Annotated in this window: 20 protein-coding genes; 8 read left to right on the forward strand and 12 right to left on the reverse strand. The window is 29.7% G+C overall.

Annotated features, from left to right (window positions below):
* Positions 1 to 45 precede the first annotated feature (45 nt).
* The 3 genes from KQS_RS05350 to KQS_RS05360 form a co-directional block, all read right to left on the reverse strand.
* Entirely contained in the window at positions 46 to 1,815 is a 1,770-nt protein-coding gene (locus tag KQS_RS05350) for a DUF4209 domain-containing protein (protein WP_014388177.1), read from the reverse strand.
* Between the two features lie 176 nt (positions 1,816 to 1,991).
* Positions 1,992 to 2,561: a hypothetical protein gene (locus KQS_RS13960; RefSeq protein ID WP_014388115.1), complete on the reverse strand. Its 570-nt coding sequence runs from the start codon at positions 2,559 to 2,561 to the stop codon at positions 1,992 to 1,994.
* Between the two features lie 234 nt (positions 2,562 to 2,795).
* A complete protein-coding gene (locus KQS_RS05360; RefSeq protein ID WP_014388178.1) occupies positions 2,796 to 4,256 on the reverse strand; it encodes an aminoacyl-histidine dipeptidase in 1,461 nt (486 codons plus the stop codon).
* 157 nt (positions 4,257 to 4,413) lie between these two features.
* On the opposite strand from KQS_RS05360, the gene KQS_RS05365 reads away from it, so the two are divergent.
* Both KQS_RS05365 and KQS_RS05370 read left to right on the forward strand, forming a co-directional pair.
* On the forward strand, positions 4,414 to 5,430 hold the full coding sequence (locus KQS_RS05365) for a DUF3810 domain-containing protein (protein WP_242400778.1): 1,017 nt from the start codon (positions 4,414 to 4,416) through the stop codon (positions 5,428 to 5,430).
* A gap of 1 nt (position 5,431) precedes the next feature.
* Positions 5,432 to 6,625: an LETM1-related biofilm-associated protein gene (locus tag KQS_RS05370; protein WP_014388180.1), complete on the forward strand. Its 1,194-nt coding sequence runs from the start codon at positions 5,432 to 5,434 to the stop codon at positions 6,623 to 6,625.
* On the opposite strand, the gene can is transcribed toward KQS_RS05370, so the two are convergent.
* From can to KQS_RS05390, 4 genes are read right to left on the reverse strand one after another with little or no spacing between them, the layout of a single operon-like run.
* The gene (can, locus tag KQS_RS05375; RefSeq protein WP_014388181.1) at positions 6,622 to 7,257 is read right to left on the reverse strand and encodes a carbonate dehydratase; all 636 of its coding nucleotides are present in this window, start codon (positions 7,255 to 7,257) and stop codon (positions 6,622 to 6,624) included. The two genes, KQS_RS05370 and can, sit on opposite strands and share 4 nt — an antisense overlap.
* 2 nt (positions 7,258 to 7,259) lie before the next feature.
* The gene (locus KQS_RS05380) at positions 7,260 to 7,943 is read right to left on the reverse strand and encodes a carbonic anhydrase family protein (RefSeq protein WP_014388182.1); all 684 of its coding nucleotides are present in this window, start codon (positions 7,941 to 7,943) and stop codon (positions 7,260 to 7,262) included.
* Positions 7,944 to 7,970: 27 nt separating this feature from the next.
* Positions 7,971 to 9,545: a SulP family inorganic anion transporter gene (locus tag KQS_RS05385; RefSeq protein WP_014388183.1), complete on the reverse strand. Its 1,575-nt coding sequence runs from the start codon at positions 9,543 to 9,545 to the stop codon at positions 7,971 to 7,973.
* A 42-nt stretch (positions 9,546 to 9,587) separates the two neighbouring features.
* Positions 9,588 to 9,884 (reverse strand): hypothetical protein, encoded by a 297-nt coding sequence (locus KQS_RS05390; RefSeq protein WP_014388184.1) that lies wholly within the window; start codon positions 9,882 to 9,884, stop codon positions 9,588 to 9,590.
* 127 nt (positions 9,885 to 10,011) lie between these two features.
* Here KQS_RS05390 and pyrF point away from each other — a divergent pair, with 127 nt between their 5' ends.
* Positions 10,012 to 10,839 (forward strand): orotidine-5'-phosphate decarboxylase, encoded by an 828-nt coding sequence (pyrF, locus tag KQS_RS05395; RefSeq protein ID WP_014388185.1) that lies wholly within the window; start codon positions 10,012 to 10,014, stop codon positions 10,837 to 10,839.
* A gap of 99 nt (positions 10,840 to 10,938) precedes the next feature.
* The gene (locus KQS_RS05400; RefSeq protein WP_014388186.1) at positions 10,939 to 11,745 is read left to right on the forward strand and encodes an ABC transporter substrate-binding protein; all 807 of its coding nucleotides are present in this window, start codon (positions 10,939 to 10,941) and stop codon (positions 11,743 to 11,745) included.
* Between the two features lie 161 nt (positions 11,746 to 11,906).
* Here KQS_RS05400 and KQS_RS05405 read toward each other — a convergent pair whose 3' ends face one another.
* Positions 11,907 to 12,623, reverse strand: coding sequence for a DUF4197 domain-containing protein (locus tag KQS_RS05405; protein ID WP_014388187.1), 717 nt, complete (start codon positions 12,621 to 12,623; stop codon positions 11,907 to 11,909).
* A 57-nt stretch (positions 12,624 to 12,680) separates the two neighbouring features.
* Between KQS_RS05405 and KQS_RS05410 the strand changes: the two genes are divergently transcribed.
* On the forward strand, positions 12,681 to 13,163 hold the full coding sequence (locus tag KQS_RS05410; RefSeq protein WP_014388188.1) for a glutathione peroxidase: 483 nt from the start codon (positions 12,681 to 12,683) through the stop codon (positions 13,161 to 13,163).
* 23 nt (positions 13,164 to 13,186) lie between these two features.
* Here KQS_RS05410 and ypfJ read toward each other — a convergent pair whose 3' ends face one another.
* Both ypfJ and KQS_RS05420 read right to left on the reverse strand, forming a co-directional pair.
* Positions 13,187 to 14,041: a KPN_02809 family neutral zinc metallopeptidase gene (gene ypfJ / locus KQS_RS05415; protein ID WP_014388189.1), complete on the reverse strand. Its 855-nt coding sequence runs from the start codon at positions 14,039 to 14,041 to the stop codon at positions 13,187 to 13,189.
* Positions 14,042 to 14,067: 26 nt separating this feature from the next.
* Positions 14,068 to 15,417, reverse strand: a complete 1,350-nt coding sequence (locus KQS_RS05420; RefSeq protein ID WP_014388190.1) for a DUF5723 family protein — start codon at positions 15,415 to 15,417, stop codon at positions 14,068 to 14,070.
* A gap of 163 nt (positions 15,418 to 15,580) precedes the next feature.
* Between KQS_RS05420 and KQS_RS14505 the strand changes: the two genes are divergently transcribed.
* Entirely contained in the window at positions 15,581 to 15,751 is a 171-nt protein-coding gene (locus tag KQS_RS14505; protein WP_014388191.1) for a hypothetical protein, read from the forward strand.
* Positions 15,752 to 15,810: 59 nt separating this feature from the next.
* Here KQS_RS14505 and KQS_RS05430 read toward each other — a convergent pair whose 3' ends face one another.
* Together KQS_RS05430 and arsC are read right to left on the reverse strand one after the other, a co-directional pair.
* The gene (locus tag KQS_RS05430; protein WP_014388192.1) at positions 15,811 to 18,264 is read right to left on the reverse strand and encodes an outer membrane beta-barrel family protein; all 2,454 of its coding nucleotides are present in this window, start codon (positions 18,262 to 18,264) and stop codon (positions 15,811 to 15,813) included.
* A gap of 71 nt (positions 18,265 to 18,335) precedes the next feature.
* Positions 18,336 to 18,677, reverse strand: coding sequence for an arsenate reductase (glutaredoxin) (arsC, locus tag KQS_RS05435; protein ID WP_014388193.1), 342 nt, complete (start codon positions 18,675 to 18,677; stop codon positions 18,336 to 18,338).
* A gap of 58 nt (positions 18,678 to 18,735) precedes the next feature.
* Between arsC and KQS_RS05440 the strand changes: the two genes are divergently transcribed.
* The gene (locus KQS_RS05440) at positions 18,736 to 19,635 is read left to right on the forward strand and encodes a CPBP family intramembrane glutamic endopeptidase (RefSeq protein ID WP_014388194.1); all 900 of its coding nucleotides are present in this window, start codon (positions 18,736 to 18,738) and stop codon (positions 19,633 to 19,635) included.
* A gap of 2 nt (positions 19,636 to 19,637) precedes the next feature.
* A complete protein-coding gene (locus tag KQS_RS05445; protein WP_014388195.1) occupies positions 19,638 to 20,678 on the forward strand; it encodes an AMP-binding protein in 1,041 nt (346 codons plus the stop codon).
* The last annotated feature ends 63 nt before the right edge of the window (positions 20,679 to 20,741 follow it).

The following is a 20,741-nucleotide window of genomic DNA, read 5'->3' on the forward strand; positions in this document are numbered from 1 at the left end:
GTAAAATTAAATCATTTTTTATTTGTTTTTAAGCAAAGTTCTTTATTAGCTGCAGGCTTTTTTTACATTGAATTTATATTTGCTAAGACGTAAAATACAGAAAAATATTAAGAGAGCAATTTGGAGATTGTAATCCGAAAACACCATAAACGAATGTGCTACATTATTTCTTATATTCCTTCCCTTGTTTGTAAATGTATTTTTGAATAATTCAATGTCTTTGACAGAAAAATATTCTTTAATTTTTGGATTATCTAACAGTTCATCAAGAAGTTGTTCTTTTAACTCTCCTTGATTATCCTTTGTGGTATTTCCTCCTGATAATCTTATAAAATCTCTCAATGCTCCCTCAAATTTTAAAGTTAGCGAATCAATTGCAAGTATAAAATTGTTAATTTTATTTGTATTCATTAATATTGATAATTCAAATTGCGAAAATAAATTATGAATTCCTGGAGCTAACATTGATAACCATGTAGAATCATCATCAAGATCAGTTGAAATACTTCTTTTGAATTTTTCGCCAAACCAAGTATGCTCTTCTAGATACTCATAGATTTTATAGTAATTTATTTTTCCACAAATTACGCCATTAACAAATACTTTTAGGAATAACGAATAACAATGGATATTGTGAGATATGATGTAATTGTCTATTTTTTGTTTTTCTAATTTTTCCTTATCATTCAGATTTTTGTGATTTGAGTTTATATCAAAAGTTGTAGTTGAAAATAAATGATAAACAGACTTTTTTATTGAATCTTCAGCTATTTTAGTATTATGAATTGGATCTACTAATATGTCTTCATTAACGGAAAAATATGCTAGTATTGATTCGTTTGGAAGTTTTAAAATACTTTCAGATTTGATTTTTAAATAATCATTAAAGAGCTTTGTTCCTTTGTCATCTAAAGGAATACTGATTTTTTTTAATTTTACCTTTTGTTTTAACCTATTATATTCTTTAAGTACAATTTCAAGGTTTTTTTTATCCTTAGCTTTTTTTAAATAACTAGCTTTATTTCCAATAGTTGTTATTTTTACAAAATCCTCATCATTTGGATGTTGATTTAATATCAAATCTTCATTTTTAGCTAGAAGTTTATATATAGGTTCTTTTGGTTTTTGTATTTTATCAAAAAGTTTTACAGCTATTTCTAAATTATTTTTATTGGTGAAATGAGAATTTGGATTGTCTAATTCTATCCAATTAATTATTTTTTCTGAAATGTTAACTAGCTCGTTTTTTGTAAAATAGTTTTGAGTAAGTATTTCATTTACGATTATACCTTTTAACCAATAAGGCAATTCATTAATTAGTTCAGATGCTAATTCTTTAGATTCATCAATTTTTATTTTTGATTTTCTGGATATATAAAATATTGCAGATACTAGAATTGACAATTCTCTGACTTCATTTGCTTTTATAGTCTTAATAGTTTCAATATAATTGTCAATAGCTTTTTCTGCAAACTCCTTATGTTTTGTAATTTGCCATAAAATATGTGAATATCTTGATTTTAGCCAAAAGTTTAAAGTTGTATTTAGGCGATTTTTTAGATATATAATTTCAATTTCAGAAAAATGAATATTGTTAATTATTTTTCCATTTAAATCTGTTATTTGTGAGTTTGAAAGAAGTTGTCCATTATTTAAGTTAAAGGAGAGAACCTTTCGTTCAATTATTACTTTATCATCCCAATTTTCTATTCTTTCAGAATTTTTTAATTCTTTTTGAATGTTCCAAATATTTAAAGATTGTAAGTTTTCTAATGAATTATAAAAATCAGTAATTTCATTTGGTATATCATTCATAGAATTTAATTTATAGTGAGTTTCAATAAACTTGTAGCTAACGTTCCGGCGCTTGGCGAGGTTGCGGACTTCGGAACCGAATATTTTCTATCAAAAATAAAATTTCTTGCGAAATGTAAACGTGAATTTACTACAAAATTCGCAATCTTGCCAAACGCCTGTTGTGCGACGTTTTTTTATTTAAATTGTTGCATATCTGTAAATTCATTACCATCATAATCAAATTTATAGATTCGATTTTCCCAATCTTTAGCAATTATATATTTTTCGGTAATTTCCAAGTTGTCTTTTTCGTTCATATTTGTAAATATATCTGCGCCACTTTTTTGCCAAAGAATTTCACCCTCATTATTTAATTTCGTGATTTCTATTTCTCCGTGAACTATATAGAAATCTTCTTTCTTAAAAATTTCAAAGCAAGTTATTTCATCTGCTACCGTTTTCCATAATAGTTTTAACTCTGGTTTTGACAAACAAAAAATTGTATTTGAACAGCAAATTAAAATTCTATTTTCTTCAATTATTGTTGAATTCTTGTTAACTGTTGTTGCTCCACAATCTGAACCGACTATCGCGCTATATTTGATATTCCCGTTTTCATATAATTTAATTCCAATTTGAGTAGTTAATTGATTTTCAGTTTCATTAAAATATTCAAAATTGTATGTATTTAAGTTGTCAGTCGAACCGCTTCTATAAGTTTCGTCCAAATATATTTCGATTTGATATTTTTCGAGAAATTCCATTTTTGTTTATTTACGTTTCGCTCGGCTAAAATGACGCACAACTAGTGTATATGCGAAACTCTCTAGCAACTTTTATTTATACTAAGCATTATTTGCGAAAGTTTCTTAGTTTCAAATATACCACTTTTTACTACAAGATAATTATTTTTTGTAATTTTTTTCTAACTTAAATTAGTTTCATAAAAAAAGCCTGCTCCAAAAATGAAACAGGCTTTCTAATGAATTTAATTTTTATTATTTTACTGGAATGTTCTTCAATATTTCCAATACAAATTTCCAATATTTTTGAGCAGAAGAAATACTAGCTCTTTCGTCTGGACTGTGGGCTCCTTTGATGGTAGGTCCAAATGAAATCATGTCCATTCCTGGGTAATTGGTTCCTAAAATCCCACATTCTAATCCGGCATGGCAAGCTACTACATGGGCTTTGCTTCCGTTTTGTTTTTCGTATAACGAAGTTAATACATCTAAAATTTCTGATTTAGGATTTGGTGTCCAACCTGGGTAACTTCCTGAGAAGGTTACTTCGCAACCCATTAATTCATAAGCCGCACGCAAAGCATTGGCTAAATCAAATTTAGACGTTTCCACTGAAGAACGGGTTAAGTTTTCAATGCGAACGTTGCCACCTCCAACAGTTACTTTGGCAATGTTGTTTGATGTTTCTACTAAATTATCAAAATCGGCACTCATTCTATACACACCATTGTGCGCAGTGTATAAAGCACGAGTTAAGAAAAATTGCGCTGCAGCTGGCATTACCTTTGCTGGTAAGTCTGCTTTTTCAATGATGATTTGTAAGTTTTGCTCGGTTGTAGCGAACTCTTTTTTGATTTCTTCAATCGTTTGTTGTAAGTCTACATTAAAAGCGGCATCATACATTTCAGCAACGGCAACATGTGCCACGCTTTCTCTTGGAATAGCATTTCGTAAACTACCTCCGTTAATTGTACTTATTTGTAAACCAAAATCTTCATAAGCATTAAATAACAAACGGTTCATGATTTTATTTGCATTTCCTAAACCTTTGTCGATGTCCATTCCACTATGACCACCGTTTAAGCCTTTTACCGTGATTTTATATCCTAATGAATTATCTGCAACGGCTTCTTCGTCGTATTCGGCAACCGCAGTAACGTCTACACCACCGGCACAACCGATATCAATTTCATCGTCTTCTTCAGTATCTAGATTTAAAAGAATTTGACCTTCTAATAACCCTCCTTTTAAACCCATAGCGCCAGTCATTCCAGTTTCTTCATCGATTGTGAATAAGGCTTCAATGGCCGGGTGAGGAATATCGTTACTTTCTAAAATGGCCATAATTGTAGCTACACCTAAACCGTTGTCAGCCCCTAGAGTTGTACCTTTTGCACGAACCCAGTCACCATCCACGTACATTTCAATCCCTTGTGTATCAAAATCAAAAACGGTATCGTTATTTTTTTGGTGTACCATATCTAAATGCGATTGCATAACGATGGTTTTACGATTTTCCATTCCAGCTGTTGCTGGTTTTTTAATGATTACGTTGCCTACTTCGTCTTTTAGGGTTTCTAATCCTAATTTTTGACCAAATTCTAACATAAAAGCAATAACACGTTCTTCTTTTTTTGAAGGGCGAGGTACGGCATTTAAATCGGCAAATTTATTCCAAAGTGCTTTGGGTTCTAAATTTCTAACTTCTTGACTCATATTTAGTCTATTTTATTTGGTGATTGTTGTATTTGATTGCCAAAGTTACAAAGTTTAATTTCTTTACTAAATGAATTTCTAATTATATTTACATTTTTAAAATTGTTTCGTGAAAAGGAAGTATTTTTTGCCCGTTTTTTTATTGTTTCAAATTCTATTGGTAAAGATTCTCGCTTTCTTTCCAGGTTTTATTGAAAACTATTACAGTAGGGGTTTGTATCCTGTACTTTCAAGAAGTTTTCGATTTTTACTGGGATGGATTCCTTTTTCTGTTGGGGATTTGCTTTATTTTCTTCTGATATTTTTTATCTTAAAATGGATTTGGAAATCGAGACAAGGTTTTTTTACAAATTGGAAAGCCAACGGATTAACCATACTTCGTTTTTTGTCGGTGTTGTATTTTTTGTTTCATGTTTTGTGGGGATTCAATTATTACCGAACACCGTTGCATGAAAAATTACAAATTGATAAAGAATACAGTTACCAGCAATTGCTTCAACTCACACATCAGTTAGTGGTTAAAACCAATGCCTTGCAAAAACAAATTGAGAAGGATACCACAAAAGCCGTTTTTTATGCCTATTCTGAAGCAGAAATGTATGCCTTAGCTCCAAAAGGATATAATAAATTAACTACTCGTTTTCCTGATTTTAAGTATTCTAATTCGAGTATAAAATCGTCTTTATTGAGTTTACCATTGAGTTATATGGGATTTGGAGGATATTTAAACCCGTTTACCAATGAAGCTCAGGTCAATGATCGAAAACCAAAATATACTTCACCTTTAACGATTTCACATGAAATGGGGCATCAAATGGGTATTGCTTCAGAAAGTGAATGTAATTTTATTGGATTTATGGCGGCTATTTCGCACGACGATTTGTACTTTCAATATTCGGCCTACAGTTTTGCTCTAAATTATTGTTTGTATAATTTAGAAATGATGAAAGAGGGAAGTAGTCTGTCGTTTAAATCGTTAATCAACAAAGGTGTTTTACAGAATTTTAAAGAAAGTAAAAGATTTTGGCAACAACATCAAACTCCAATCAATGATTTTTTTGAGTATTTTTACGACCACTTTTTAAAGTTGAATCAACAAAAAGATGGAATGGAAAGTTACAGTAAGTTTGTTGGGCTTTTGCTTAATTATAATTTAAAAAAGCAGGTAATTTAAAATGGAAATTAACCCTTCTACATTTGGTTGGATTGAAAAATTTAACAATCAGTATTCAGAATCGATTACAGATTACGAAACTGATTTTGCATTTTATCAAGCATGCCAAAGAAGTGGATTGATTTATGGTTATGTAGTAAGTTATCATTTAGATTCAAAAATTAATGATGCTCAATGGGATGAAGAAGAAAAAACCAAAGTAGCTTTTTTTACTACTTTGTATTCAATGTTTCGATTGAGAAATAAAAATAGCGATTGTAATTTGTTTGTTGAAGAGGTATTGGCATTTTACAACTCCATTTCAAAAGCCAAATTTAGTTTCATTAATAAATTACTTCCAGAAAGTACTTCTGCACAAAAATTAGAGGCATTAATCAACGAACGTATTCAAACCAATATTAATATTGTTTCTAAAAATTTCACGCATTTGGTTACCAATGCCATGTTATTTGTAGATGTTTTAGCCTTTGATTTTTATTTGAGAAACGGAATAATTGATTTGAAATTTTTTAAGAATGTAGAGCAAAAATGCATGTCATTAATAACTTTAGCTTTACATATAAAATCAAATAGAACAGAATACGATGAATTGCTTTTGAAATTATTTGAAAATTCATTGCGGTATTCAAAATTATCTAATGAAGTAGACGATCAATTTTTGCTTCATTTAGCGCAGGAAGACTTAGATGAATTGCAAAAATTATATTTGCTTGATATTACAGAGATGGCCTTGTGGAGTGATGGAGTAAAAACTGATTTTGAAATAGAATTTACAACTGAAATAATTTCAATTTTAAAATTAAATAAAAGTATTCAAAATACTGGTTTAGAAATAGATAAGTTTATTGAAAAATATCGAATAAATATTCCTTATTTTAATTCAAAACACCCAGTGAAGCATTTATATACGAATGCACAAGATACTATTTCAAAATTGATTTTTAGAAATAAAAAACGGTTGGTTAAGGAATTGTCTGAAAGTAAAGAGTTGGTAAAATTATTAAGTAAATCTACTACTTCAGAATTGAGTACTGAAGAAAAAAAGAAAGTAAAAAAACAGCTCTTAGACATTTGTAAATCGGTGCCTTCATTAACTATTTTTTTACTTCCAGGTGGAGGCTTGTTATTGCCCCTATTAATTAAGTTTATACCTCAATTGTTACCTTCTGCTTTTAATGAAAATTTAGAAGATTAAATATCTAATTTAAAGACTCCTTTTAATTCTTCATTTGAACTAAAATTTACACCTAAATCAGTTACATATCCTGAGTTTAAACCATAAACCCATCCATGTAAATGCAAATTTTGTCCATTAGCCCAAGCATTTTGTACAATTGATGTTTTAGCTAAGTTAAATACTTGTTCTTTCACGTTTATTTCCACCAATTTATTAAAACGATCTTCTTCATTTGTAATGGCATCTAATTCATTTTGATAAAATCGGTAAGTATCTTTAATATTTCGTAACCAGTTGTCGATAATACCTACAGATGAATTTCCCATAGCCGCTTTAACACCACCACATCCATAATGTCCGCAAACTATAACATGCGATACTTTTAACACATTTACTGCATAGTCTAAAACGGAGAGCATATTCATATCGGTATGAACCACTAAGTTGGCAATATTTCTGTGAATAAAAACTTCACCAGCTTTGGTGCCTGTAATTTCATTTGGTGGTACTCGACTGTCGGAACAACCAATCCAAAGCAAAGGAGGATTTTGACCTTTAGCTAAATCGTTAAAAAAATCAGGATCAACTTGCAATTGATCTTCCACCCATTTTTTGTTATTTTCTAATATTTTTTTATAAAATTCGGTCATTTTTAATAATTTAAATTTTTAAGCGAGAAGTTTTTATTTTCTTCATCGTTAATAAAAGTTACATCATCATAAAAGTTTACTTGTCCAGTATCAATATTGTGAATGGCACCTACAATTCCAATCTGTCCACTCTCTATTAACTGTTCTAAGACAAAACTTCTTTCGATGATGTTTTTAACATTTCGTTTTACATTTATTTCAGCTACATTTTCAACAAAAGTTGAATTAGAAGCATTTCTATTCTCTAGGGTTGTTTTTTCTTGATAAACCGCGGGTTGTATTTTTGATAGAAGTTCTGTTAAATTACCCATTTCTACATGATCACAAGCACCCTTTATAGCACCACATTTTGTGTGACCTAACACTACAATTAGTTTAGAACCTGCCACTTTACAGGCAAATTCCATACTGCCTAAAATATCTGTATTTACTATGTTTCCCGCTATTCTTACAGAAAATATATCTCCTAAACCTTGATCGAAAATTAATTCAGCAGAAGTTCTACTATCGATACAACTTAATATTGTTGCAAAGGGCCACTGTCCGTCTCTAGTATCGTTGACTTGCTCCAATAAATCTCTATGAGCTTTTAGATTATTTATGAAACGATTATTGCCTTCTTTTAGTAAATCTAAAGCTTTTCTAGGTGTTATTGAGGACTGTAATTCTTTGTTTAGTGTTTTCATATTAGTAAATATAAAATATTTAGGTCTTTATTTTTTATGTTTTATAGTGAAATTATTGTATTCTTTTTGGTTTGATTTGAGTTTAAAATTTTCATCTATACCTTTTAAAATTACCGTGATGTTTTTATCAACGGATTGAATTTTTATAAAGTCTTCAATAATTTCAAGTACATCTAAATCAATGTGTTCTGTTTCTTTAGCATCTACAATTACCGTCGTATTTTCTGGAATATTCATCAACGATTCTTTAATAGAGGCTTTGTTTAAAAAAGATACTTCTTGCGCTAAATGTAATTTTATTATTGTTCCATCTTCTAATTTTTCATTATTGTAAATATACGCTTTTCTTAAGTTTTCACGTAAAATAAAAATAATTGAAGAACCTAAACCAAGTAATACACCTTTTAATAAATCAATTCCAACCACTCCAACTACAGTTATAATAAACGGTAAAAATTGATTCCATCCGTAACTATAAAACTTTTTAAATAATTTAGGGGAAGCTAATTTATATCCTATTAGCAATAGTACTGCAGCTAAAGTAGCATAAGGAATTAAGTTTAAAATTGTAGGTATTGTAACTACACAAATTAAAAGTAATAAACCATGAATTATAGCTGATAATTTAGTTTTTGCACCGGCATTTACATTTGCAGAAGTTCTTACAACAACAGATGTCATGGGTAATCCACCAATTAATCCACTTAAGATATTTCCAATTCCTTGTGCTTTTAGTTCTAAATTAGGATTGGTGTATCTTTTTTGTGGGTCTAATTTATCTGCAGCTTCCACACATAATAACGTTTCAATTGATGCTACAATTGCGATGGTAAATGCTACGGTCCACATTTTTAAATTCAAAAAAGCTGAAAAATCAGGCGAACTTAAGCCCTTTGTTATTTCCTCAATACTTGTAGGAAGTTTTACAAGGTGTTCCTGATTTATTTCAAAAGAAGTGCCTGTAAATAAACTACTAAGTACAATACTTACAATTACTGCAACTAATGCGCCAGGTAAAAATTTTACTTTGTTTTGTAATTTATATTTGTCCCATACAAGTAATAGCACTACTGAAACTATACAAACTAAAATTGCACCTAAACTCACATAATCTAAGGCTTTAAAAATTTCAGAAAATGTAGTTTCGCCATCAGGTTGCATAAAAGTTTCGTCGCCTTCAAAATCTTTATCGTATCCCACGGCATGGGGTAGTTGTTTTAAAAAGATGGTTATGCCTATTCCGGCTAACATACCTTCAATTACACTATTTGGGATGAAATTTGCTAAGCTGCCTGATTTTAAATACCCTAGAATTAATTGAATAACTCCAGCTAAAACGACAGCTAATAAAAAGATTTGAAAAGAACCTAGCGTTTCAATAGAAGTAACTACTATGGCAATTAATCCAGCGGCGGGTCCACTAACGGAAACATTTGAGTTACTGATAAAACCAATAACAATACCTCCAATAATTCCTGAAATGATTCCTGAAATAGGGTCTACTTTTGAACCCAAAGCAATACCTAAACATAGAGGTAATGCAACTAAAAATACTACTAAACCGGATATGGCATCTGATTTAATATCTCTTGTTGATAACATAAATTTTATTTTTAAATTAAAAAGAAATTAATTCTGTAAAAATTATGTTAACTCGGGAGGTGGTGAAAAATGATCTAAATAATTAGAAATAAAAAATAATGGAGTTTCAAGATTGAATTTAAATTTTTTAAATTCAATTGTTATAATTGCATTAAGATTGTTAATTCTGTTGAATAATTGTAAATCATGGGATTTAATTTCTTCTTCAAAAAAATTATTGGTATTTACATCGGTGTATTGCTCTACATCTTCGTCAATCATAATGATTCCAAACACAGGAGGTGTGAATAGAGCCGTTACAAATAACAGAATAATGATATGTTTGAAAAACTGATTCAACGATATAAATTTGCGCAAATCTAATTAAAATTGTCTGGAAAACATGCTATGTGTGTACAAATTTTTGTTAAAAAAATATAGTATGATTTTTTATGGTTTTCCTACCTTTGCAAACTAAACAAAAGACATGACAACACAACAACTTATTGATCAAATTAAAATTAAAAAATCATTCTTGTGTATTGGTTTAGACGTTGATTTAAACAAAATTCCTGATTTTTTACTTGCTACTGAAGATCCTATATTTGAATTTAACAAAGCTATTATTGATGCCACACATGATTTATGTGTTTCTTATAAACCTAATACGGCATTTTATGAGGCCTATGGAATTAAAGGTTGGCAATCTCTTGAAAAAACAATCAATTACATAAACAAAAATTACCCAGAAATATTTACAATTGCTGATGCTAAAAGAGGAGATATAGGAAATACCTCTTCTATGTATGCACGTGCTTTTTTTAATGATTTAAATTTTGATTCAGTAACCGTAGCGCCCTACATGGGAAAAGATTCCGTTGAACCCTTTTTAGCTTTTGAAAATAAACATACGATTATGTTAGCTTTAACTTCTAATGAGGGCGCATTTGATTTTCAAACAAAAAGTATAGACGGTAAGGAGCTTTATAAAGTTGTTTTAGCTACTTCAAAAACTTGGAAAAATAGTCAAAACTTGATGTATGTGGTTGGTGCAACTAAGGCGGAATATTTTACTGAAATAAGAAAAATTGTTCCAGATAGTTTCTTGTTAGTGCCTGGAGTAGGTGCACAAGGCGGTAGCCTTTCTGAAGTATGCCAATATGGTATGAATGAAAATGTAGGTTTGTTGATTAATTCTTCACGAGGGATTATTTATGCTTCGAACGGTAGTGATTTTGCTGAAAAGGCGAGGGAAGAAGCTTTGAAGTTACAACAAGAAATGGAAGTTATAATGAGTCTAAAGTCTAAAGTCTAAAGTCTAAAGTCTAAAGTTAAAAGTCGAAAGTCGAAAGTCGAAAGTCGAAAGTCGAAAGTTAAAAGTTAATTGCCATTATTAATTAAGAAATATAACAATATGAAACAATTTATAGATCAATTAGGAACCGTACATGTTTTTGAAAATACGCCTAAGCGAATTGTTTCATTAGTGCCTTCTCAAACGGAATTATTATATGATTTGGGTTTGGAAGATCAAATTGCGGGTATTACTAAATTTTGTTTTCACCCATTTCATTTTAAATCTACTAAAACAATAGTTGGAGGAACGAAGCAAGTTAAATTGGATAAAATTATAGCCTTACAACCGGATATAATTATTGCCAATAAAGAGGAAAATACGCTTGAAATTGTAAAGGAATTAGAACGAATTTGTCCAGTTTGGGTGACTGATATAGTAACAATTGAAGATAATCTAAAAATGATTGAAGATTTTGGATTAATTTTTAATAAACGAACCAATGCACAGAAATGGATAGATAAAATTGTTTTTGCTTGGGAAGATTTTAAAATTTTTATAGAAAATAAACCCACTTTTAAAGTAGCTTATTTTATATGGGCTAATCCCTACATGGTAGCAGGAGGTGGTACTTTTATAAATGAGTTATTGAAATTAAATCACTTTGAAAACATTTATGATAATAATCCCAAATATGAAGGGCGTTACCCCGAAATAGTGTTTCAAAAAATGCGTATTCAAGGCGATCCTGAGATTTTATTCTTGTCTTCAGAACCTTTTCCTTTTAAAGACGAACACGCTTTTGAATTAGGAAGGCATACCCATCATGCAAAAACCATTTTTGTTGATGGTGAAATGTTTTCATGGTACGGTACTAGATTGTTAAAAGCTTTTGAGTATTTCAAATTATTGCACAGTAAGTTATAAAAAAAAACAACTGGACAGAAATCCAGTTGTTTTTTAACTAAAACTAACCCTAACCAAACGAGAAAACTATTAATTATCTCAGTGCAAATATCGAACTATTTTAAGTAGGATTGTGTTAATTAATTGTTATATATATGTTATTGATTGCTAATTTTTTAGATTTATTTTAAGTCTTGTAATGCAAATACTTTTTTCAATAAATCTGAAGTTCGAGAACTAAGATTATTCCTAATGTCTTTTTCTTCTACAGCAATCATTTTAAATACTCCTTCCATAGCCTTATTAGTAGTGTAATCCGTTAAATCTGGATTGACTTTTTTAACTAATGGAATACTGTTGTATTTAGTTATAATTTGGTTCCAAATTTTATCAGCACCTACTTTTGCAAATGAATTTTTGATAACGGGATTGAATTTTGTGTATAAAGCACTTGAAGTGGTGTTTTGTAAATACGAAGTAGCCGAATTATCTGCCCCCATTAAGATGTTTTTTGCATCTGTGAACGTCATTTGTTTTACGGCATCAACAAAAATAGGAGTAGCTTCTTTAACCGCATCTTCTGCTGCTCTATTGATCATTTTTAATCCGTCATCTGCTAAACTTGAAAGTCCAATTTGTCTTAATTTAGTATCAACTTTTTGTAATTCTTCTGGTAATAAAATTTTAACTGCTTGATTTTTGAAAAAACCATCAGTAGCCGTTAATTTGCTAACTTGTTTGGTGATTCCATTGTTTAAAGCTTCTTTTAATCCGTTTCCAATTTCAGCCTGACTTAAAACGCCATTGGTTCCTTGTGGTAATTGGTCTATTACTTGTTGCATTTCTGCACAACTTGATAACGTACAAACTATTGCTAAACTTGCAAATACTTTTCTCATTTTTTTTTTACTTTTACGAAGTAAATATATAAATTAATAACTTAGTAGAAGTTAAAAATGAGTGAAGATTTTTATTCTTTTTCGGCTGAAAATATTCAGGGAAAAACAATCTCAATGCAAGATTATAAAGGTAAATTTGTATTAATTGTAAATACCGCCAGTCAATGTGGTTTAACACCTCAGTATGAAGGGTTAGAAAAATTATATTTAAAATATAAAGATAAAGGACTTGTTGTTTTAGGATTTCCTTGTAATCAATTTGGCGGTCAAGAGCCTGGAGATGAAAAATCGATTCAAGAAGGTTGTTTACTTAATTATGGTGTTTCTTTTTCTATGTTTTCAAAAGTTGATGTAAATGGTTCAAATGCCCATCCATTATTTGTTTATTTAAAGAAAAAATTAGGTAGTTTTTTTGGCAACAGCATAAAATGGAATTTTACCAAGTTTTTAATTAATCCCTCGGGAAAACCTTTAAAACGATTTTCTCCCATTACTAAACCTGAAACCATTGATAACTATTTATCAAAGTATTTAAAATAAAAAAATCCCATTATGGGATTTTTTTATAATTCTTCGGCAAATGTATTGTGCTTTTTAAAGTCGCCACTTTCAAATCCACGTCTAAACCATTTTTTTCTCTGTTCTGAAGTTCCGTGAGTAAATTTTTCAGGTTGCACATGGCCTTGCATTTTAGATTGTATAGCATCATCGCCTACAGCATGAGCAGCATCAATAGCTTCTTCATAATCGCCCATATATAAACGATCTTTGATGTAATGTGCCCATAAGCCAGCATAAAAGTCGGCTTGTAATTCTAAACAAACTGAAAATTTATTTCCTTCTTCTTCACTAAGTTCTTGTTGTTTTTGTCGCACTTGAGCAGAGGTACCCAAAAGTGTTTGAACATGATGTCCAACTTCATGAGCAATAACATAAGCAATAGCAAAGTCGCCACCTTTAGCTCCAAATCTTGATTTTAATTCTTCAAAAAAATCTAAATCCATATATACTTTTTTATCTCCAGGACAGTAAAATGGTCCTGAAGCGGAAGTAGCATTTCCACATGCCGTTTCAACGCTTCCTGAGAATAAAACCATTCGCGGTTTTTCAAAAGTACCCAGACCTTGTTCTTCAAAAATTTTGGTCCATACATCTTCATTCATAGCAAATACAGCATTTGCAAATTCTCCTAATTCTTTTTGCTCAGGTGTCAGTTCTTTTGCTGGTGCACTTTGTTCTGTGGGTTGCATTTGTTTGATTATGGTACCAATTTGTTGACCTTGTTCCCCACCAAAAGTCATTAATAAAAAAGCAATAATTCCTATTAATCCACCACCGCCAAGAATTGCTTTGCCCGTTCCACCCATTCCTCTTCGGTCTTCAACGTTGTCACTTTTTCTATAATCTTCCCATTTCATATTTATAATAATTGTTTAGTTAGAAATTAAAGTCCTATTCTTGCACCTATATACACATCCGCTTGTTTTGAATTGTTTAATAAAGCCGTTACGATAGAGCTTGAACCAATAAAAAATCCAGATAATCGGAATCCTAATCCACTTGAATATCCTGAAATTTCATTTATTGTTTGAGGTGCATATACATCTACTAATTTAGTTGAAAATTTTGGTGTCAAGGTATAGGTATTTTGTGTAGTTGCAAAATTAAATTTAGAATCATCTACAATTTTTTGCATTATAGAACCAGATATATACCATTTATTCCAAATATTATAATCAGCATAAAGGTTTAAAGTAGTTGGTAATTTTACTTTAAAATTTTGTGATGATTTTGTTTTTTGAAAATATTGTGCATTTTGAGGTTCCGAAAGTATGCCCTCTAATTGTTCTAAACTGGTAACATTTTCAAATTGATTTAAATCTAAACTTTCACCATTTTGAACATTTAAATTGTAATTTATAGATGTATTGCTGTCAGATTTAAAAGTCATGCTTCCAAAATTTCTAACGGATAAACCGGCATTAAATTTATATTCATTGGAATCAGTTTTTTTTAAAGTATATGTTAGTCCAAAATCTGTTCCAATTCCATTAATTCCTTGAGAAAAGAAATCTGAAAAATTACCATTTTGATTGAAGTCTTTGCCTAAAATACCTGAATATGCTAGATTTACGTTAGCAGTTGCATTTGTAAGTTCTAAATTTCCTAATGTATTAACGATTGTACCTTTAAGATTATCTGCTGAAAAATTCGCATAGGCTCCGGGGAATAAAAGTTTTATGGTAAATCCACCACTTAATCTATGGTTTCCAATTTCAATTATTTTTCTAGCGGAAGATAAATTTATTTCACCCCAAGTAGTTGCATTAATCCTTTGATTTTCTATGGAATAAATAGAGTTTGAAGAAATTATATTACTTAAATTTCCATTCTGTATTGCATCACCAAGAGCAACATCTATATTGATTAAATTGGCTTTTATATTTGCAACTGAAGTTAATCCAAAGGCCCAACTACCTCTTTTATATGCTAATCCAGGTCCTAGAATTATTCCATCGATTCTAACATTAGCAGCCTCAGAACCCGTAAAAAATTTATTCTCTAAATTTTCACCTTTTAGTAAATCATTAAAAGTTAATTTATTATTTGAAAAATTCACACTCGTATTTAAAATTGAAATATCAAATTTCAGGTCCATATTTGCTAGTTCGGCCGGATTTAAATTACCATTTAATAAACCATTTCTTTTAGAGGTGTTAATTCCTGTAAAATGTTCTTGTGCAATACTTTGGATAATGACAAAAAATAAAATTAGAATAAGTCCCTTTTTCATATTTAATAATATTTTATTGCAAATTTCGTATTAAAGTTACAAAACTGAATCATAATGAAGTGAATTATTTTAAAATTATTGATTAATTTTTTTAAATATACCTTGCTAAAATAAATAATAGCCTTATCTTTGATACAGAATTCACAAATAATTTCCGGAAAACATGTTTGAATTTCAACAGTATTTAGGTTTCATTCTTTTCTTAACCATTTTAACTATTGGTTTTTGGTTAATGTTCTTTTTGGTAGGTTTCGTTCAATATTGGGTTGGAGGAGCTATCATGGAACTATTAAAAGAGAGAAGAGAGAAAAGATTAGCTGAAGAAGAGAAATAGTTTTTTTTCAGTTTTTTAAAAAAAAATCCCGATTGAGTACTAATCGGGATTTTTTATTTTTAGAATTCGCCTCCGTTTTCATCAGAGTCACGCTTAGGTTGTTTTTCTTTTTCGTTTTTCTGTTTATTAAATCGATAAGTAAACGATAATGTAATTTGTCTTCTTCTCCATTGCATTTCTGAATCTGATTCAATTTGTCCAGGAATATAGGTTTCCATACGTCTAACTCTTGAATTGAATACATCATTTGCATTTAAAGCAATGGTTGCTTTATCTTTCAATACATCTTTGCTAAATCCTAAATTCATTGCAAAAATTCCTTTTACTCTACCTTGAGCATTATTTTGAGGACCGTTATAAGTAACGTTTGTTTGCCAATCAATTTTAGCAGGCAAAGTGATTTTTGAATTAATTCGAGCAAACCAACTAGACGCAGTATTGTCAAAGTTTTGAGTTTTTTCAATTAAGTTATTCAATGCATCAAAATAAGAATAATTAAAATCACCTTTAGTTTGAACTCTAAATACATTAAAGTTACTGTTTAAACGCCACCATTTGTAGGGAGTATAATTTAATGTAAATTCAAAACCTGTTCTGTTTTCTTGTCCGATATTTACAAAACTTGTTGTAGTAATAGGTACTCCATCCGGATTTAATCCTTCTACAAAACGAACCATTTGGAACGAATTTTTAGTGTAATTGTAATATGCTGAAGTACTTAATGTAAATTTACCTAATTTAGTTAAAAACCCTAAATCAACTGCATCAGTTAAATTTGGATTTAAATCAGGATTACCTCTGAATATATTAATGTTACTTGAGAAAGTATTAAAAGGATTTAATTGTCTTCCTCTTGGTCGGTTAATTCTTTTGCTATAATTTAAGGATAAATTTGTGTTATCTGTTAACTCATAAGTAAAGAAAGCACTTGGGAAAAAGTTGTTGTATTTTTTATTTTTATAAATATTGCTTGTAACTTGATTTACTTCAATATCAGAATCTTCAAAACGTAAACCATATAACATACTTAATTTGTTTAATTTTATTCCAAATTGAGTATATAAAGCATTAACATTTTCAACGTATTCTAAAACATTTGTAAATGCATTATTAACCACACCATCATTTAAAACAGCATAATCGGTGTTTTGGTTTACAAAATTTCCACGGTAACCAGCTTCAAATTGAAATTTTTCGCCTATAGGTAATACATAATCTGCTTGGATTAAATTTCTTCTTTGTTTTTGATTGTTTTTGGTTAAGTCAATACTTGTAATTGGACTTAAAGTTGAATTATCAAAAATAGTTGAATTATTGTAGTTTTTACTTTCTGAAAATGAACCATCAACCGTTAATTTGTGTCCAGATTTGCTGAAGTTTTTTACTAAATTTGAATTGAATTCAATGTTTTCTTCTTTTTGATCTTCTTTATTTAAACGATTTCTATAGAATGTGAAATTTCTATTTGCATCATAATTATTAAAGTCTACATCTTCTTCATTGTCGCCAATATTTCTTCTATAATTTACACTATTTGTCCAAGTTGTAGATTTATCTAAATACCAATCAAAACCAAAACCACCATTATAACCTTTATTAATTCTAGAGTTATCTCTATCTTCATCGATATAGCTATTTGTTGAATTATCACTATTTAAATAGCGAGTGTTAACTTTACTGTATCCTGGATTACTTCTATAATTATAGCCTTGTGTAGTAAATAAATTGAATTTATCTGTTTTGTAGTTTAACGTTCCATTGATGCCATGATTATCTGGATTACCAGTGGTTGCCATTAAAGAGCCATTAAAACCATTTGTTTTTCCTTTTTTTAATACAATATTAAGGATTCCAGCACCACCTTCCGCGTCGTATCTCGCAGATGGATTAGTGATAACTTCAACCTTATCAACAGCGTCTGCAGGTAACATTTTCAAAGCATCGTTTACACTTACTGCATTTGAAGGTTTTCCGTCAATTAATACTTTTACATTTTCATTTCCTCTTAAACTAATAGTTCCTTCAGCATCTACTGTTACCGATGGAATATTATCTAAGACATCACTAACAGTACCACCTTTAACCATTAAATCTTTTCCAAGATTATAAACTTTTTTATCTAATTTAATTTCTACAGTGGTTTTTTCAGCTCTAACTTCTACCACTTCAATTTCTTTAGCATCTTCTTCAATTTGAATGTTGCCTAAATTGCTGTCAGTAGTTAAATTTTGTTGGGTTAATTCAATAGTTTTATAACCCATATACTCAAATTTAAAATTGTAAATGCCAGCGTTTAATTCGAAATTAAAATTTCCGTTTTTATCTGTTGAAATTCCATTTACAATTTTATTATTATCAGTTTTGATAACAGTTACAGTAACATATTCCATGGGTTGTGAAGTAATTTTATCAATTACTTTTCCTGAAACCATTACTTTTTTTAAAGAAGCTTGAGCAAAAATGCTCGTACAAAACAATAATGCGGTAATACTTAATAAATTTCTAAGTGACATATAATTATTTAATTTACGATACAAAAGTATTTCGACTACAAAGAATAATATGCCAAAAGAATGTTAAAGAATTAAAGAATTTCATTAATTCGTTCTGTTGGTCGTGCAATTATTGCTTTATTGCCGTTTACAACAATTGGTCTTTCAATTAATTTAGGAAAATCGACCATGGCTTGAATAATTTCAGTATCAGTCCATTCTTTCCCTTTAAAATTTTCTATCCAATCTTTTTCTTTGACCCTAACTAATTCAATAGGTTTAATGCCTAGTTTGTTAATTAAATGTGAAAGTTTGTTAAAGTCAAAATGCTCTTCTAGATAAAGAACAACTTCAAATGGCTGATTTAAATTCTCTAAGAAACATAAACCCTCTCTTGATTTTGAACATCTATTGTTATGGTAAATTGTAATCATAGTTCAACTATTTTTTTACAAAAATAATAATTGTAATTTAGTCTTCTAAAAAAAAGACATGTATATAGAACAATTACAGAAATATAAATTACAAGCTTGGACTTATTTTCCATTACCCATTTTATTTGGTATTTTAATGTTTATTAATTATTGGTCGTCCAGAGGTATTGATACCGATGCAATGATTAAAGATTATATAAATTTATTAGGGGTTAACATGACTTTTGTTGCTTTGGTAAGTCCGTTAGCATTTTTACTTTTAGTAGTATTGTTGTATAATCGATATTTTCAAAATAATTCCATCCGATTATTAACTACTTCTAGAGCTAAAATAGATTGGAATAGAATTTTATTTTCATTTTTTTTATGGTCAGGAATTACGGTTTTAACAACTTTAATTTCATATTATGCAGCTCCACATGATTTTGTTTGGAATTTTAATTTAGAAAAATTTGTTCCCTTCTTTTTTTTAGCACTTGTATTGATTCCAATGCAGACTTCTTTTGAAGAATATTTATTTAGAGGTCATATGCTACAAGGATTAGGTTTAGCTACTAAAACAAAATGGATCCCTTTTTTAGTTACTTCTTTTTTATTTGGAATCATGCATATTGCCAATCCTGAAGTAGATAAACTAGGTTTGGTTGTAATGATTTATTATATTGGAACAGGTTTATTCTTAGGGATAGTAACTTTAATGGATGAAGGTTTAGAATTAGCATTAGGTTTTCATGCGGCTAATAATTTAGTTGGTGCTTTGTTAGTTACTTCAGATTGGACTGCTTTTCAAACGAATTCCATTCTTAAAGATGTTTCAGAACCCGCAGCTGGTGTACAAATTATAGTGCCAGTTTTCATTGTATTTCCATTGTTACTTTTCATTTTTGCTAAAAAGTACAAATGGAATAATTGGAAAGATAAATTGTTCGGTGCAGTTAAACCACTTGAAAATAATTAATAATGGAACATTTTATTCATCCAGATTTTCAATTGAATGGCAAAAATTTTGATTATATTGATTTAATTGCTGAAGCTAATAATTTGTATAAAAACGGAACACTTTTTGAAAAAGGTATTGGAAGTTTTTTACTTAAATGGTTAAATAACGAAGAGTATATTTTTGTTCAAACGTCTGGTTCAACAGGTGCACCCAAGCAAATTTACATACCAAAATCAGCCATGATAGCCTCAGCAAAAGCAACGGGGAGTTTTTTTAATCTTCAAGCCCAATCTTCTGCATTGTTATGTTTATCTGCTGATTATATTGCGGGTAAAATGATGCTTGTTCGTGCAATGGTATTAGGTTTAAAGTTAGATTACGTGGAGCCGTCGAGTCAGCCTTTGGCAGGAATTTATAAGCAGTATAATTTTGTTGCCATGGTTCCCATGCAAATTGAAGCTTCTTTTGAACAATTAAATCAAATTACTATTTTAATTATTGGAGGCGCAAAATTAAATTCAAAATTAGCAGCTAAACTAAAAGATGTTTCCACTAATGTTTATGAGACCTATGGTATGACTGAGACCGTTTCTCATATTGCTTTAAAGAAAATTTCAGAAGATTATTTCAGTGTATTGCCAAATATTAAAATTGGTATTGATGAAAGACAATGTTTAGTAATTGAGGCACCCTTATTGTATGCTGAAAAAATTATAACAAATGATAGTGTAGAGATTATTAACGACAATCAATTTATTTTGAAAGGAAGAATTGATAATATAATAAACTCTGGCGGAATTAAAATTTTCCCCGAAGAATTAGAAGAAAAATTGAGTCTGAAAATAGATCAACGATTTTTCTTTACTTCTCAATTAGATGAAAGGCTAGGAGAGCAACTCATTTTAATAGTAGAAGGAACTCCTTTTGCTATTTCAAATAATGTGTTTGATGATTTTTCTAAATATCAAATTCCAAAAGCGATTTATTTTGTTGACCAATTCGTAGAAACGGGCAATGGTAAGATTAATAGGAATTTGACAAAAGCTAAATTATTTCCATAAAAAAAGTCATTCTAACAAAAATCCTAATTAATGGTATTCTTTTTTTTTGGATTTTTTTACTAG

The organism is Flavobacterium indicum GPTSA100-9 = DSM 17447 (genome assembly GCF_000455605.1).
GTDB lineage: Bacteria > Bacteroidota > Bacteroidia > Flavobacteriales > Flavobacteriaceae > Flavobacterium > Flavobacterium indicum.

Excerpts from the sequence above, each read along its gene's own strand:
- KQS_RS05350 (WP_014388177.1), bottom strand. The coding sequence starts at position 1,815 with ATGAATGATATACCAAATGAAATTACTGATTTTTATAATTCATTAGAA.
- KQS_RS13960 (WP_014388115.1), bottom strand. The coding sequence starts at position 2,561 with ATGGAATTTCTCGAAAAATATCAAATCGAAATATATTTGGACGAAACT.
- KQS_RS05360 (WP_014388178.1), bottom strand. The coding sequence starts at position 4,256 with ATGAGTCAAGAAGTTAGAAATTTAGAACCCAAAGCACTTTGGAATAAA.
- KQS_RS05370 (WP_014388180.1), top strand. The coding sequence starts at position 5,432 with ATGGAAATTAACCCTTCTACATTTGGTTGGATTGAAAAATTTAACAAT.
- can (WP_014388181.1), bottom strand. The coding sequence starts at position 7,257 with ATGACCGAATTTTATAAAAAAATATTAGAAAATAACAAAAAATGGGTG.
- KQS_RS05380 (WP_014388182.1), bottom strand. The coding sequence starts at position 7,943 with ATGAAAACACTAAACAAAGAATTACAGTCCTCAATAACACCTAGAAAA.
- KQS_RS05385 (WP_014388183.1), bottom strand. The coding sequence starts at position 9,545 with ATGTTATCAACAAGAGATATTAAATCAGATGCCATATCCGGTTTAGTA.
- pyrF (WP_014388185.1), top strand. The coding sequence starts at position 10,012 with ATGACAACACAACAACTTATTGATCAAATTAAAATTAAAAAATCATTC.
- KQS_RS05400 (WP_014388186.1), top strand. The coding sequence starts at position 10,939 with ATGAAACAATTTATAGATCAATTAGGAACCGTACATGTTTTTGAAAAT.
- KQS_RS05405 (WP_014388187.1), bottom strand. The coding sequence starts at position 12,623 with ATGAGAAAAGTATTTGCAAGTTTAGCAATAGTTTGTACGTTATCAAGT.
- KQS_RS05410 (WP_014388188.1), top strand. The coding sequence starts at position 12,681 with ATGAGTGAAGATTTTTATTCTTTTTCGGCTGAAAATATTCAGGGAAAA.
- ypfJ (WP_014388189.1), bottom strand. The coding sequence starts at position 14,041 with ATGAAATGGGAAGATTATAGAAAAAGTGACAACGTTGAAGACCGAAGA.
- KQS_RS05420 (WP_014388190.1), bottom strand. The coding sequence starts at position 15,417 with ATGAAAAAGGGACTTATTCTAATTTTATTTTTTGTCATTATCCAAAGT.
- KQS_RS14505 (WP_014388191.1), top strand. The coding sequence starts at position 15,581 with ATGTTTGAATTTCAACAGTATTTAGGTTTCATTCTTTTCTTAACCATT.
- KQS_RS05430 (WP_014388192.1), bottom strand. The coding sequence starts at position 18,264 with ATGTCACTTAGAAATTTATTAAGTATTACCGCATTATTGTTTTGTACG.
- arsC (WP_014388193.1), bottom strand. The coding sequence starts at position 18,677 with ATGATTACAATTTACCATAACAATAGATGTTCAAAATCAAGAGAGGGT.
- KQS_RS05440 (WP_014388194.1), top strand. The coding sequence starts at position 18,736 with ATGTATATAGAACAATTACAGAAATATAAATTACAAGCTTGGACTTAT.
- KQS_RS05445 (WP_014388195.1), top strand. The coding sequence starts at position 19,638 with ATGGAACATTTTATTCATCCAGATTTTCAATTGAATGGCAAAAATTTT.